This is a genomic window from Streptomyces sp. NPDC107654, from assembly GCF_055639035.1.
Genome location: NZ_JBVKBI010000003.1, coordinates 433601 through 447272 on the forward strand (window position 1 = coordinate 433601; position 13672 = coordinate 447272).

Below are 13672 nucleotides of genomic sequence, written 5' to 3' on the forward strand. Positions count from 1 at the left end.
GGCGCCTCCGCCACCCCCGGAGCCGCCCCGGCCGCGTACCGACCCCCGTACCGACCCCGTGCCGACCCTGCCGCTACTGACTTACCGGTCGGTATGGTCGGGGGCGCACGCGGCCGACGACCTCGGGAGGGACGGATGGCACCGCACTGGGCGGACTTCCAGTACGAGATCTATCTGAACGGCACGACCGGGGCGGTGCCCCGGCTCCCCACCGATCCGACCCGGCTGGAGGAACTGGCCGGACACCGGCTGGGGCCGGGTCCGGTGGGCTATGTGGCGGGCAGCGCGGGCGACGGCAGTACGGCCCGCGCCAACCGGGCCGCCCTCGACCGGCACCGGATCGTGCCGCGCATGCTGCGGGACGTCCGGCTGCGCGACCTCACGACGGAGGTGCTCGGCCGGACCCTGCCGGCGCCGCTGGCGCTGGCGCCGGTCGGCGTGCTGTCGATCATGCACCCGGAAGCCGAGTCCGCCGCCGCCCGGGCCGCCGCCGCGCGGGGCGTGCCGTACATCCTGTCCTCGGCGTCGAGCACCCCGCTGGAGCAGGTGGCGGAGGCGATGGGGGACGCCGAGCGGTGGTTCCAGCTGTACTGGGGCAAGGACCGCGAGGTGACCCGGAGCTTCCTCGCCCGGGCGGCGGCGGCCGGTTTCTCGGTGCTCGTGGTCACCCTGGACACCCCGCTGCTGGCGTGGCGGCCCCGCGACCTTGACCAGGCGTACCTGCCGTTCCTGCACGGCGTGGGCACCGCGAACTACTTCACCGACCCCGCGTTCCGGGCCGGACTCGCCAAGCCGGTGGAGGAGGACCCGAACGCGGCGGTGCTGCACTTCCTCGGCCTGTTCGGGGACGCCGGACACACCTGGCCGGACCTCGCCTTCCTGCGCGAGCACTGGGACGGCCCGATCGTCCTCAAGGGCGTCCTGCACCCCGACGACGCCCGGCTCGCCGCCGACGCCGGGATGGACGGCGTGGTGGTCTCCAACCACGGCGGCCGTCAGGTGGCCGGCTCCATCGGCGCGGCCGACGCGCTCCCCCGGGTCGCGGACGCGGTCGGTGACCGCCTCACGGTGCTGTTCGACAGCGGGGTCCGTACCGGCGCCGACGTCTTCAAGGCCCTCGCCCTCGGTGCCCGCGCGGTCCTGCTGGGCCGGCCGTACGTCTACGGCCTCGGCCTGGACGGCGAGGCGGGCGTGGACCACGTGATCCGCTGCCTCCTGGCGGAGTTCGACCTGACGCTGGCCCTGTCGGGCCACGCGAGCCCGGGTACGGTGACCCGGTCGGACGTGGAGACGGACGGCACGGCGACTCCCTGACGGCGCGTCACCGGCGGCGGCCGGCCGCTCCCCGCCAAGGACGTTCAGCCCGGCCGCGGTGGCTGTTCGGCCCGGCGGCCCGGGGGGCTCAGCCCAGCCGCCGGCGGCCCGGGAGCGGCCGCTCGGCCCAGCCGCCGGGTAGGCGCAGCACCGTACTCGCCGGCTCCGTCGGGCCGGCCCTGCTCGTCGTCCTCGACACGCTCTCGCCGGCCGGACGCGTCCCGCCCGGCCCGCGCCGCCGGCAGGCCTCCGGTGGCCTACGCCGCGTTCCACCTCTGGGCGGCCGACCCGTCGCGGACCTTGACCACGAGGTCGGCGCCGGCCGCCTCCCCGCCTGCGGCGAGCGCCAGGGTCCGGTCCCACCGCGGCAGCAACTCGCCCCGGGGCGTGAGGTCGTAGCGCACGTCGTCCGCCCGCCCCGACCCGGCGTCCGCGCAGTCGCCGAGCACCACCACACCCGCGTCGGCGTGCGAGTCCAGGCACAGGCCGGCGCCGGCACCGCTGCGCAGCAGCCCGTCGGCCTCGTACGTCCACCGCTGGGTGGCCGCGCCGGAGCACACGGCGAGGACGGTGCTCGCCCCGGCCGCCGGGGTGCCCCTGACGTCCAGGCACAGCCCGGCGGCGTCGCGCAGGGCGCCCGGCCGGCCGGCGGTGGGCGGACCCGGGGTGCCGGACGGTGTCGACGTGCCGGGGGCGGTGCCGGTGGAGACGACCGGTTGGGTGCCGTCGCCGCCGTTCGGCCAGACGCTGATCGCGAGGACGGTCGCGAGCAGCCCGGCCGAGGCCACGCCGACGCCGGTCAGCAGCGTCCGGGACGACCAGGCGGTGCCGCCGGATGCGCGGCGCGCGGTCACCCCGGCGAGGAACCGGGCCTGCGGCCGGGGTCCGCCGTCCCCGGCGCGGCGCCGCCCGCCGCCGCGCCGGCGTCCGCCGGGGCGCCGTGAGCCGGAGCCGGCGGGGCCCGGGCGGCGGCCGGGACGGGAGTCGAGGTAGCGGCGGGCGCCCCAGCCGAGCACGGCCTCGGCGAGCAGCACGCCCAGGGCGGCGTCGGTGTGGCCGAGTTGCTCGGCCGCGTGCCGGCAGTAGGCGCAGCCGGCCAGGTGCTCCTGGACGTCGGGCAGCAGCGCGCCGCCGCGGCGGATCGGGACGTCGAGCAGGCGGTTGTAGTAGCGGCACTCCTTGCCGGGCGCGAGGTCCCGGTGGGCGCGCACCAGGCCCTCGCGGAATTTCTCCCGGGCCTGTTCGAGCGCGGCCGTGGCACTGCGGAGGTCCATGCCGAGCAGTCCGGCGGGCACGTCCGGCGGTTCGGCCTCGACCTCGGTGTGCCACAGCAGTGCCTGTTCCAGCCGGGAAAGGGCGTGGAACGCGCGGTCGGAGAGGGCGCGGTTCTCGGGTGTCGGCGGCTGCGCGGTGCGTATTCCTCGGACCCCGGCGGGTTTTCCGAGTCCGGGCAGTACGGCGGTGATGCGGTCGGTGCCGGACCAGTTGACGACCGTGTCCCGGACGGTCACCAGCAGGCGCGGCCGCAGCGCGTCGGCGGGTTCGCCGAGCGCCAGCCTGCCGAGGACCTGGTGGAAGGCGGTGGCGGTGACCATGTGGGCGACGGGTCCGGGGGCGGCCAGGCAGATGACCGCGTACTCCTGGGCCTGCTGCCAGTGCCGGGCCATCAGGAGGGCGGCCGACCGGGAGGCCTCCGCGTCGGAGCCGGCCCGCAGCGGGCCGGCGAGGAACTCGTCGGATTCCCCGGGCTCGGCGCCGGACGGCGGGTAGGAAGGACGAGGGGGGTGGGGGGTGAGCACGGAGCGGATTCCTTTTGGCGCGTGGCCTTTTGGCGCGTGATGCCTTTTGGCGCGTGGTACGAGCGGAAATTCACCGCGTTTGAACCCTTGCACACCCGCCGCAGGGGCAACAAGGCGGATGGACGACTTCAGGCGGATTGAAAGAAGGTCAAAAAGGCGGGCACTGAAGGGCGTTGGCGAAAAGCCGGCCTCTTCCGCATGCGCCCCGTGTGAAGTCCGCGCACGCGCCGGCCGGGCACGCACGCTCCCGTGGCGGGCGCGCCGGTGGTGGACTGGGAGCCGGTCCTCCCCCGATGGTCCCGCTCCCGGCCGGCGGTCCCGGCGGCCTCCCTCCGCCGGCCGGGACGGGGCCGACCGCCCGGCGTCCGGTCAGCCCTGCCAGGAGCGGAGCCGGTCGGCGGCGCCGTACACGTCGGTCTTGCCGGAGATCAGGTCGCGGGCCAGGCCGACGAGGGCGCCGCGGGGCGGGTCGATGCCGACGCCGCTGACGCACATGTAGGCCACGGCGGTCGCGCAGGCGAAGCGGGCGTTGGCCGCGGGCAGCGGCTTGAGCACGGCGAGGGTGTGCAGCAGTGCGGCGGCGCGCCAGGCAGCGTCGGAGACCAGGCCGAGCCGGGGCGGGTCCACCCGGTGCCGGGCGACGGCGGCGACCAGGGCGGAGAGGTCGTCCACCGCGGGCCGGCCGGGCAGGACCTCCTCGTACCGCTGGAGCAGCCACGGGACGTCGATGTGGATGACGGAGGCCATCCTCAGGCGGCCTCGCCCTTGCCGGGACGCTCGTCGTCGGGGAAGGCCGCCGCAAATTCCTCGGCGTGCCCGGCGAAGAAGCGGCGGAACACCTCGGCGCCCTCCTGCAGGGCGCGGTGCCGGGCGATGTCGGCGGCTGCGGCCTCACGCACGAGGGCCTTCATCGACGTACCGCGCTCCTTGGCGATCCGCCGCAGGTCCTCTAGTTCCCGTTCGCTGAACTCCACGTTGAGAGCTGGCATGGCCCACACGGTACCGCGCGGGTACTCACGCGTAAATATCCGCAGCTCAGCAGGGGTTGACTGCGGTACCGGGCGGTGTTCACACGTCCGGTCCGCTGATCCGCACCGCTCCCTGCGCCCGCCCGGGCACGCGCTGGTGAGGGTCAGGCGGATCCGGGAGCCGCGGGCCGGGTCGAAGGTGACGACCGTCGGGGTGTCGGAGGCGGTGGCCCACTCCGTCTTCGCGCCGGACACGTTGCGCACGGTCGTCCGCACCCGGACCAGCGCGCGGCCGGCCGAGACGTCCGGGGTGGTGACGTACGTGCCCCGGCGGGCGACGTGCACCGGCTCCGTGATCACCCGGCGGGCCTCGCGCCCGCTGGCCGGCGCAGCCCCCCGGGAGCGTGAAGGCGAACCGGTACCAGCCGAGGCCGCCGGGGAAGAAGCCGGTGCCGCTGGTGGTGCCGCGCTCGGTGGTGGGGGTCTGCTCGATGCTCCAGTCGTGCGGCACGGCGACCTCGCACCAGGCCGCGTCGTCGTGACCGGGGTCGGCGGCCCGCGCGCGGGCGCCGGTCGGGTCGGTGAGGCCGCCGGGGTCGACCAGGGCGAACCGCCGGCCGTCCCACAGCGGCAGCCGTACGGCGTTCCCCGGCGGCGAGGACGGCCGGGTCAGCGGGAACGTTCACGAGCGTTCCGGCCGCGGGCGCCGCCGTGGCTGCGACCAGAACCGATCTGCGCGTGACCGTCAGGGCGGCTCTCCCTCGTCAGGACCCAGAAAGACTCACAACTGATCGTGAGCAAACAGATTCTGACGTCCCGGCACACGCGACCGTCAAAAGTCCGGTCTTCGGTGTCTGATCCCGGCCGAGGATCGGCCCTGATGTCCTCCTTTGACCGTGCCCGACCGTGTTCGACCGGTCGGAGCGAAGGCGGGAGTCGGCGTCACGGCAGGGCGCGACGCACTACGCTGGAACACGACTGGAGCCACCTGTTCACTGTGAGTGTGCGCTTGGGAGCGGCAAGGATGAGCCGGGTCTACCCGTTCGACGATGCGGCGACGGCCCGGGCTGCCATCGGCGACGACGGCACGCTGACCGAGTGGAACGAAGGCGCCCGCCGGCTGCTCGGCCATCCGGCCGCCGCCGTGCTGGGCCGCCCCGCCGCCGAACTGCTGGCCGACGCCGGCCCGGCGGACCCGCCCCGGGGTCCACGCTGGTCGGGCACGGTCGGATTGCGCCACCGGGACGGACGTACCCTCCCCGTCTGGCTGCTCGCCCACCGCCGCCCGCGCCGCGACGAGCACCCCGGCGACTGGCTCGTGGTCACCCCGCTCACCGACGCGCGGCCCCCCGCCGCGGACGACCCGCTCGGCGAGGCCGGCCTGATGCAGTCGCCGTGCGCGGTCGCGGTCTACGACGACCGGCTGCGGCTGCGCCGGATGAACACGGCGATGGCCGGTGTCGTCGGACTGCCCGCGGAACGGCTGCGCGGGCTCCGGCTCACGGAGATCAGCGGCAGCCCGCACGGCGAGGAGCTGGAGCGCGGAATGCTCCGGGTGCTGACCTCGGGCGAGCCGCTGGACGTCCAGACCTTCCAGCGCACCGGCGGGGAGGACCGGACCCACGCCTGGCTCGCCCGCATGGCCCCGGTCCGGGACGGGACGGGCCGGGTGCGGGGGGTGTGCCTGGCCGCGCACGACGTCACCGACAACCACCGGGCCCGGCAGCGGCTGCACCTGGTCAACGAGGCCAGCGTGCGCATCGGCAGCACGCTCGACGTCACCCGGACCGCACAGGAACTGGCGGACGTGTGCGTGCCCGCGCTCGCCGACTTCGTCACCATCGACCTGCTGGACGTGCGGGAGTACGGCGGCGAGCCCCCCGCCCGCATCACCGCGCCGGTACGGCTGCGCCGCGCCGCCCACCAGTCCGTGCTCGACGGTGTGCCGGAGGCGGTGACCGAACCGGGCGCGGCGGAGGAGTACCCGGCCTTCTCCCCGCAGGCCGACTCGCTCACCGCCGGCCGTACGATCACCACCTCGGTGGCCGCCGGCGACATGGACCAGTGGCTGCACTGGCACCCGGAGCGCGGTGAGCGGGTGCGGCGGTTCGGTATCCACTCCTCCATGTCGGTGCCCATCCAGGCGCGCGGGCTGACCCTGGGGGTCGCCGTGCTCACCCGGCACCGCCGCCCGGACTCCTTCACCGTGGACGACGTGCTGCTGGCCGAGGAGATCACCGCGCGGGCCGCCGTCTGCATCGACAACGCCCGCCGGTACTCGCGCGAGCGGGAGACAGCGCTCGCGCTCCAGCGCAGTCTGCTGCCCCGGTCCCTGCCGCGCACGGCCGCGCTGGAGGTCTCCTCGCGCTATCTGCCGGCCGCGCGGGCCGGTGTGGGCGGGGACTGGTTCGACGTGATCCCGCTGTCCGGGATGCGGGTGGCGATGGTCGTCGGGGACGTCGTGGGACACGGCATCCAGGCCTCGGCCACCATGGGCCGGCTGCGCACCGCCGTCCGTACCCTCGCCGACATCGACCTGGCCCCGGACGAGCTGCTCACCCACCTCGACGACCTGGTGGTCCGGCTGTCGGAGGAGTCCGGGCCCGACGCCGGCCCCGGCGAGGACGGAAGCCCGGGCGAGGTCGGCGCGACCTGCCTGTACGCCGTGTACGACCCGGTGTCCCGGCGGTGCACCCTGGCCCGCGCCGGGCATCCGCCGCCCGTGGTGCTGCCGCCGGGCGGCACACCGAGCGTCCTGGACGTGCCCGCCGGTCCCCCGCTGGGGCTGGGCGGGCTGCCCTTCGAGTCCACCGAGGTGGAACTGCCCGAGGGAACCGTCCTCGCGCTGTACACGGACGGGCTGGTGTGGTGCCGGAACCGGGACCCGGAGGCCGGCCGGGAACTGCTGGACGGGGCGCTCGGTGCGTACGCCGACTCCCTGGACGCGACCTGCGACCGGGTCCTGCACACGCTGCTCCCGTCCGGCGGCGCACCGGACGACGTCGCCCTGCTCCTCGCCCGCACCCGGGGCCTGCCCGCCTCGCAGGTGGCGACCTGGGACATCCCCGCCGACCCGGCGCTGGTCGCGCCGATCCGCAAGCAGGTGGTGGAACAGCTGGACACCTGGTCGCTGAGCGAGGCGGCGTTCACGGCGGAACTGGTGGTCAGCGAGCTGGTCACCAACGCCATCCGGTACGGCGCGCGGCCCATCCGGCTCCGGCTGATCCACGCGGCCGCCACCCTGATCTGCGAGGTCTCCGACACCAGCCACACCGCCCCGCACCTGCGCCGGGCCAAGGTCTTCGACGAGGGCGGCCGGGGACTGCTGCTGGTCGCCCAGCTCACCCAGCGCTGGGGCAGCCGGCACCACGCGGAGGGCAAGACGATCTGGGCGGAACTGCCGCTGTTCGAGGAGGACCTGTAGGCCCCGGGCGGCGCGTCAGGAGGCCGTCAGCCAGGGCCGCACCTGCTTGCGGGCCTCGTGCAGCCGGGACTTGAAGGTGCCGAGCGGGATGCCGGCGCGTTCGGCGGCCTCGGCGTAGTCGAGCTGGCAGATGTCCCGGTAGACCAGCGGCGCGACCAGGTGCGGATGCTCCCGCTCCAGGCGGTCCAGTGCCTCCAGCAGGTCCACTCGGGAGCCGGCGATCACGCTGGTGGTGCGCGGGTCGACGGCGTGCGCGGGCTCGATGGCCGCGGGCTGCTCGGCGGCCCGCCGCTTCAGCTCCCGGTACTTCTGCCGGCAGCAGTTGGCGACGACCGTGTACAGCCAGGTGCCGAAGCGGCTGCGGCCCTCGAAGCCGGACAGGTGCCGGGCCACCTGGAGCAGCACGTCCTGGGCGGCCTCCTCGGCGTCCTCCCGGCACGGCAGGAAGCGTGCGCAGCGCCGCACGACCTCGGGCCGGATCTCGGTCAGCAGCCGGTCCAGGGCCGCGCTGTCGCCGGCCGCGGCACGCCGGGCGAACTCCTCCATCGGCGCCGGGTCCTGCACGGACGCCCCCTCCCAGTCGATCTCAGGCCAGGCATGATAGTCGTATGCACCCCCTGGAGCGGATCGGCCGCCACCGCCTCGAACGTCCGCTGGGCAGCGGCGCCTTCGCCACGGTGTGGCTCGCCCACGACCCCGAGCTCCAGGCCCCCGTGGCGGTGAAGGTCCTCGCCGAGAACTGGGCGCACCGGCTCGACATCCGCGAGCGCTTCCTGTCCGAGGCGCGGCTGCTGCGCCGGGCCGGCTCCGGCCGGGTGGTGCAGGTCTACGACATCGGGGAACTCCCGGACGGCAGGCCGTACTTCGTGATGGAGTACGCGGGCGGCGGAACCCTCGCCGATCTGCTGGCGGACGGTCCGCTGCCGGTACGGGAGGCGCTCGCGCTGACCGCCGAGGCCGCGCGTGGTGCCGCCGCGCTGCACGAGGCGGGCATCGTGCACCGCGACATCAAGCCCACCAACGTACTGCTGCACACCGCCCCGGACGGCACCCGGCGGGTGCTGCTGGCCGACCTGGGCCTGGCCAAGAGCCTCGCGCAGGCCTCGGTGCTGACCCTGGCGGCGGGTTCGGCGGGCTACCGGCCGCCGGAGCAGGCCGAACCCGGGGCGGGGATAGACGAGCGGGCGGACGTCTACAGCCTGGGCGCGGTCGGCTACGAGCTGCTCACCGGGACGGTGCCGGGCCCGCCGGGCCGGGTGACCCCGCCCCGGCGGCTGCGGCCGGAGCTCGGCGAGGGCGTGGAGCGGGCCCTGCTGCGCGCGCTGGAGCCGGACCGGGCGCGGCGCTGGCCGGGCGCCCAGGCCCTCGCGGACGAGCTGGACCGGCTGGCCGCGGCACCGTCGGCGGGGTCGGCGGCGTCGGCTCGGTCCGGGCGGCGCCTGGACAGGGTGCGCGGCCGGCTCACCACCGTGACCCTGGCCGTCGCCGCGGTCCTCGCCGCCACCGCCGCCGCGGTCACGGTGACCGTGGCCCTGCACCGGGACGGCTCCGCGGACGGCGGGACGCGGGTCGCGGACGCCAGCGGGCGGGTCACCCTGCGGGTGCCGGACGCGTTCGGCCGCGAACTGCGCGACTCCGGCTGGGACCCGGGGGCGCTCGGGCTGGCGTCCGGGCACGAGCCGGGCCTCGTGGTGGCCGGCGACCTGTCCCGCTGGTCCGACCCGAGGTCCGCCGTGGACGGCGTGTTCGTCGGGGTCAGCGCGCACGGTGACGTCGGCGCGAAAGTGAAGGCCCTCGCCCACTCCGGCTGCCGGTACACGGGCGCCCGCAGCTTCTCGGACGCCCACTGGCGGGGGCTGGTCCGGTCCTGGAGCGGCTGCCCGGACGGCGGTTCGGTCACCGAGTCCGCGCTGGTGCCGGCGGGCGGCGCCGCGCACCCGCAGGTGTACGTGCAGGTGCGCCAAGGGGACGGCGAGGACGCGACCGACTCCGTGCTCCGCTCCCTGCGGGTGGCCTGACGGGCGGCTGCCGAGGGCCGGAACGGGGAAAAGAACCCGACATAATCCGCCGCGTCCCGAACTTTTCCGGCGGTCCGTGCATCGGACGGAGAGGACGGCGCACCCGGCGCCGTAGGCACGCGTCCAGGTCGCGTGCCGTGACCCTCCAGGAGCGTGGAGACATGGTGTACACCCCCCGGTCCGCGCGGCCCGGTGCCCTGCTCGTGGGCACGGTCGCCGTGCTGGGCCTCCTGACCGCCTGCGGCGACGACTCCGGCGCGCACAGCGCCGGGCCGGCCACCGTCTCCGGTACGGCCGCACCCGCACGGGACACCCCGACGGCCCCGCGGTCCGCCCCGGCCTCCTCACCCGCCGGCAGCAGCGCGGTGTCCGTGCCGGAGGCGACCGGCTCCCCGGGCGGCGCCACGGCCTCGGCGTCACGGGCCTCGACCGCGCCGGCCGCGGTGAGCACCCGCTGCCACACCTCCGAGCTGCGCGCCTCCGTGGGCCGCAACGACCCGGGCGCCGGCCAGGAGAACTTCCCGTTGGTCCTCACCAACACCTCCGCCCGCACCTGTACCGTGCGCGGCTACCCGGGCGCGGCCTTCGTCAACGGCTCCGGCACCCAGCTCGGCCCGGACCCGAAGCGGGAGCCCGGCAGCCCGGTGACCGTCACCCTCCGGCCCGGTAAGAGCGCCTGGGCGGGGCTGACCTTCTCCAACCCGGAGATCAGCGGCGCGAAGACGGCCCGGCCGTCCGCGCTGGTGGTCACCCCGCCGGACGAGCGGGATCCGTTGAAGGCGGCCTGGTCGGGCGGGCCGGTGCCGGTCTCCGGGAACTCCTCCGCCGTCCGGCTGACGGTGCTCAGCCCCGGCACCGGCCCCTGAGCCGGAGCCTCCTGCACCCGGACCCCGCTGTCATCTCCCCCGAGGCAGCGGGGTTCGTCATGACGGCGCCCCAATTGTCACAGGACGGCAACAGGCGCCGCCGGTCGCGATCTTTCCCCCGCCTCCCGTCATCGAACCCGGTCGACCGCACGACGCGCAGGGCCCGAGAGGGCCGTGACCAGGGAATCGGGGAGAAGATGAGCGGGATCTCACGCAGGCGGGCGCTGACGGCCGGGGCGGCGGCGGGTGCCCTGGGGACACTGGCCGCCTGCTCCTCCGGCACCGGCCTCCGCACCGGCGGGCCGGACCCGGCGGACGGGAAGGGCACCGAACAGGCCCGGCCGGCGAAGCCCATCGGCGACGGCTCCACCGCCGACACGGGTGCCCAGCCGCACCAGCCGAAGCCGGAGCGGCTGAAGGAGGGCCGGCGGCCGCCGCAGTTCGTGGTGTTCTCGTGGGACGGCGCGGGCGAGGTGAGCAACAGGCTGTTCTCCCGGTTCCGCAAGGTGGCCGCGGACCACGGCGCGAAGATGACGTTCTTCCTCAGCGGCATCTACACCCTGCCCGAGTCCAAGAAGCACCTCTACCGGCCCCCGCAGCACCCCGTCGGCGCCTCCGCGATCGGCTACCTCGCCGACCGGCACATCCACGCCACGCTCCAGCAGGTGCGCGCCGCCTGGCTGGAGGGCCACGAGATCGGCACCCACTTCAACGGGCACTTCTGCGGCGCGGCCGGCGTGCGCAGGTGGTCCCCGGCCGAGTGGCGCAGCGAGATCGAGCAGGCCGTCGGTTTCGTGACGCGGTGGAAGACCAACACCGGCTTCACCGACCTCGAACCCCTCCCCTTCGACTACCGCAAGGAGCTGACCGGCGGCCGCACCCCCTGCCTGGAGGGGCAGGCGAACCTCCTGCCGACGGCCGCCGCGCTCGGCTGGACGTACGACGCCAGCTCCCCCGGCGGACTCCAGATGTGGCCGGGCAAGGTGCAGGGCGGGAGGATCTGGGACTTCCCGCTGCAGTCCATACCGTTCGCCGGGCACTCCTTCCAGGTGCTGTCGATGGACTACAACATGATGTTCAACCAGTCCGGCGGCAATCCGCTCGGCGACCGCGCGCGCTACGACACCTGGCGCGCCCAGGCCCGCGACACCTACCTGGCCGGTTTCCGGCGGGCCTACGAGACCAACCGGGCTCCCCTCTTCATCGGCAACCACTTCGAACGCTGGAACGGCGGCATCTACATGGACGCCGTCGAGGAGGCCATCGGGAAGATGGCTTCCTACGACGACGTGCGCTTCGTCTCCTTCAGGCAACTGGTGGCCTGGCTGGAGGCGCAGGACCCGGCGGTGCTGCGCAGACTGCGCACGCTCCCGCCCGGGCGGTCCCCGGCGGGCGGCTGGGCGGAGTTCCTCGGTACGGCCGGCGACCGGTCGTCGTAGGGCGTCGCCGGTCGTCTGTTTTCATGGGCGTGCACCCTGCGACCGCCTCCGGAAGGAACCGCCCTGAACACCCCGCTCGCCGAGGCACTGTCCGCCGCCCTGCTGGTCGCCGTGCTGGCCTGGGCCGTCGTGCGGCCCTTCGGGTGGCCGGAGGCGGTGATGGCCGTGCCCGCCGCCGGCATCGCGGTGGCGACCGGTGCGATCCCGCTCGCACACGCCCGGGCCGAGGCCGAACGGCTCGGCCCGGTGGTCGGATTCCTGGCGGCGGTCCTGGTGCTCGCCCACTTCTGCGACGTCGAGGGGCTGTTCCGCGCGTGCGGGGCGTGGACGGCCCGGTGGGCGGCGGGCCGGCCGGTGCGGCTGCTGACGGCGGTGTTCGCGCTGGCCTCGGCCATCACCGCCGTCCTCAGCCTGGACGCCACGATCGTGCTGCTCACCCCGGTGGTCTTCGCGACGGCCGCGCGGACGGGCGTACGGCCCAAACCGCACGTGTACGCCTGCACGCACCTGTCGAACACGGCGTCGCTGCTGCTGCCGGTGTCCAACCTGACGAACCTTCTGGCGTTCACGGCGAGCGGGCTGAGCTTCACCCGGTTCGCGGCACTGATGGCGCTGCCGTGGCTGGCCGCGATCGGCGTCGAATACCTGGTCTTCCGGCGGTTCTTCGCCCGGGACCTCACGGCGGCGGCGCCGGCGGGCCGGGACACCGCCGAGGTGCCGCCGCTGCCGCTGTTCGCGCTGGTGACCGTGGGGTGCACGCTGGCCGGGTTCGTGGTGGCGTCGGCGTTCGGCGTGGACCCCGCCTGGGTGGCCGCGGCCGGCGCGCTGGTGCTGGCCGGGCGGGCGCTGGTGCGCCGGCAGGCGGGCCCGCTGACCGTGGTCCGGGCGGCGGCCCCGGGGTTCCTGGCGTTCGTGCTGGCGCTGGGCGTCGTGGTGCGGGCGGTCGTCGACAACGGGCTGGCGGACGTGCTCGGGCATGCCGTGCCGGACGGCACCGGGCTGCCCGCGCTGCTCGGCATCGCCGCGCTGGCCGCGCTGCTGGCCAACCTGATCAACAACCTGCCCGCGGTGCTGGTGCTGCTGCCGCTGGCGACGCCCGCCGGGCCGGGGGCCGTCCTCGCCGTGCTGCTGGGCGTGAACATCGGCCCCAACCTCACCTACGCCGGGTCGCTGGCCACGCTGCTGTGGCGGCGTATCGTGCACCAGCACGAGCACGACGTGGACCTCGCGGAGTTCACCCGGCTCGGGCTGTTCGCCGTGCCGTCCTCCCTCGCGGTCGCGGTGGTGGCACTGTGGGGATCGCTGCTGGTGCTGTGACGCGGAAGGCCTGGAAGATGCGGGTGATCGCCTGGCTCGTGGAGGGCACCTGGCCCGCCTGCGTGGACGCGGTGCGCGCCCACGCTCCGGACGACGCCGAGGTGGTGCTGCTCCATGTGAGCGGGCCGGACGTGCCCGCGGTGGCCCACGGGGCCTTCGCCGGGCTGCTCGGACGCCGTCACCCGGGGCGCCTCCCGGCCGAGGGCTGGGGCAGGGATCCGGGTGACCGGCTGGAGGCGCTCGGCGGCACGTCGGCGGCCTCGCTCCTCGCCGCCGCCGCGGAACGGCTGGGCCGGCCGTGTGCGCGCGAGGAGCGGTCGGGCCGGGTCGAGCGGGAGGTGGTGGCCGCCGCCGAGGGGGCCGGGCTGCTGGTGCTGGCCCGGGACGGGGACCGCTCCCGGCTGGGGCCGGGAAGTCTCGGCCCGGCCGTCCGGTTCGCCGTCGACCACGCGCCCTGCCCGGTGCTGCTGGTGTGGCCGGAACCGGCCCCGGACCTGGGGACGATCCCGCCGCCGCACCACCCCTGA

11 protein-coding genes and 1 pseudogene are annotated in these 13672 nt (G+C 75.4%); 7 read left to right on the forward strand and 5 right to left on the reverse strand.

Annotated features, from left to right (window positions below; genetic code table 11):
* Positions 1-135 precede the first annotated feature (135 nt).
* Complete coding sequence (locus tag ACZ7N4_RS07785) at positions 136-1314, forward strand: lactate 2-monooxygenase (RefSeq protein ID WP_471354932.1); 1179 nt, start codon at positions 136-138, stop codon at positions 1312-1314.
* A gap of 257 nt (positions 1315-1571) precedes the next feature.
* On the opposite strand, the gene ACZ7N4_RS07790 is transcribed toward ACZ7N4_RS07785, so the two are convergent.
* The 4 genes and pseudogenes from ACZ7N4_RS07790 to ACZ7N4_RS07805 all read right to left on the reverse strand — a co-directional run.
* Positions 1572-3113, reverse strand: coding sequence for an RICIN domain-containing protein (locus ACZ7N4_RS07790; protein ID WP_471354934.1), 1542 nt, complete (start codon positions 3111-3113; stop codon positions 1572-1574).
* 369 nt (positions 3114-3482) lie between these two features.
* The gene (locus tag ACZ7N4_RS07795) at positions 3483-3860 is read right to left on the reverse strand and encodes a toxin Doc (RefSeq protein ID WP_471354936.1); all 378 of its coding nucleotides are present in this window, start codon (positions 3858-3860) and stop codon (positions 3483-3485) included.
* Between the two features lie 2 nt (positions 3861-3862).
* Positions 3863-4102, reverse strand: a complete 240-nt coding sequence (locus ACZ7N4_RS07800; protein ID WP_471355143.1) for a hypothetical protein — start codon at positions 4100-4102, stop codon at positions 3863-3865.
* 225 nt (positions 4103-4327) lie between these two features.
* A pseudogene (locus tag ACZ7N4_RS07805) lies at positions 4328-4830 on the reverse strand (hypothetical protein); the annotation flags it as partial.
* A gap of 275 nt (positions 4831-5105) precedes the next feature.
* Here ACZ7N4_RS07805 and ACZ7N4_RS07810 point away from each other — a divergent pair.
* Complete coding sequence (locus ACZ7N4_RS07810; protein WP_471354938.1) at positions 5106-7505, forward strand: SpoIIE family protein phosphatase; 2400 nt, start codon at positions 5106-5108, stop codon at positions 7503-7505.
* A 15-nt stretch (positions 7506-7520) separates the two neighbouring features.
* On the opposite strand, the gene ACZ7N4_RS07815 is transcribed toward ACZ7N4_RS07810, so the two are convergent.
* Positions 7521-8069 (reverse strand): RNA polymerase sigma factor, encoded by a 549-nt coding sequence (locus tag ACZ7N4_RS07815; RefSeq protein WP_471354940.1) that lies wholly within the window; start codon positions 8067-8069, stop codon positions 7521-7523.
* Positions 8070-8113: 44 nt separating this feature from the next.
* On the opposite strand from ACZ7N4_RS07815, the gene ACZ7N4_RS07820 reads away from it, so the two are divergent.
* The 5 genes from ACZ7N4_RS07820 to ACZ7N4_RS07840 all read left to right on the forward strand — a co-directional run bounded on the left by ACZ7N4_RS07820 (position 8114) and on the right by ACZ7N4_RS07840 (position 13672).
* Positions 8114-9523 carry a serine/threonine-protein kinase gene (locus ACZ7N4_RS07820; RefSeq protein WP_471354942.1) on the forward strand — a complete coding sequence of 470 codons (1410 nt, stop codon included), beginning with the start codon at positions 8114-8116 and terminating at the stop codon, positions 9521-9523.
* Between the two features lie 161 nt (positions 9524-9684).
* Complete coding sequence (locus tag ACZ7N4_RS07825) at positions 9685-10389, forward strand: DUF4232 domain-containing protein (protein WP_471354944.1); 705 nt, start codon at positions 9685-9687, stop codon at positions 10387-10389.
* A gap of 197 nt (positions 10390-10586) precedes the next feature.
* Positions 10587-11828 carry a polysaccharide deacetylase family protein gene (locus ACZ7N4_RS07830; protein WP_471354946.1) on the forward strand — a complete coding sequence of 414 codons (1242 nt, stop codon included), beginning with the start codon at positions 10587-10589 and terminating at the stop codon, positions 11826-11828.
* Positions 11829-11891: 63 nt separating this feature from the next.
* Positions 11892-13145, forward strand: a complete 1254-nt coding sequence (locus tag ACZ7N4_RS07835) for an SLC13 family permease (RefSeq protein WP_471355145.1) — start codon at positions 11892-11894, stop codon at positions 13143-13145.
* Positions 13146-13162: 17 nt separating this feature from the next.
* The gene (locus ACZ7N4_RS07840; RefSeq protein WP_471355147.1) at positions 13163-13672 is read left to right on the forward strand and encodes a universal stress protein; all 510 of its coding nucleotides are present in this window, start codon (positions 13163-13165) and stop codon (positions 13670-13672) included.

What these genes read in the sequence shown, in the direction of transcription:
- ACZ7N4_RS07800 (WP_471355143.1), bottom strand. Translation starts at nt 4,102, where the DNA reads ATGCCAGCTCTCAACGTGGAGTTCAGCGAACGGGAACTAGAGGACCTG.
- ACZ7N4_RS07820 (WP_471354942.1), top strand. Translation starts at nt 8,114, where the DNA reads ATGCACCCCCTGGAGCGGATCGGCCGCCACCGCCTCGAACGTCCGCTG.
- ACZ7N4_RS07830 (WP_471354946.1), top strand. Translation starts at nt 10,587, where the DNA reads ATGAGCGGGATCTCACGCAGGCGGGCGCTGACGGCCGGGGCGGCGGCG.
- ACZ7N4_RS07810 (WP_471354938.1), top strand. Translation starts at nt 5,106, where the DNA reads ATGAGCCGGGTCTACCCGTTCGACGATGCGGCGACGGCCCGGGCTGCC.
- ACZ7N4_RS07840 (WP_471355147.1), top strand. Translation starts at nt 13,163, where the DNA reads ATGCGGGTGATCGCCTGGCTCGTGGAGGGCACCTGGCCCGCCTGCGTG.
- ACZ7N4_RS07785 (WP_471354932.1), top strand. Translation starts at nt 136, where the DNA reads ATGGCACCGCACTGGGCGGACTTCCAGTACGAGATCTATCTGAACGGC.
- ACZ7N4_RS07795 (WP_471354936.1), bottom strand. Translation starts at nt 3,860, where the DNA reads ATGGCCTCCGTCATCCACATCGACGTCCCGTGGCTGCTCCAGCGGTAC.
- ACZ7N4_RS07825 (WP_471354944.1), top strand. Translation starts at nt 9,685, where the DNA reads ATGGTGTACACCCCCCGGTCCGCGCGGCCCGGTGCCCTGCTCGTGGGC.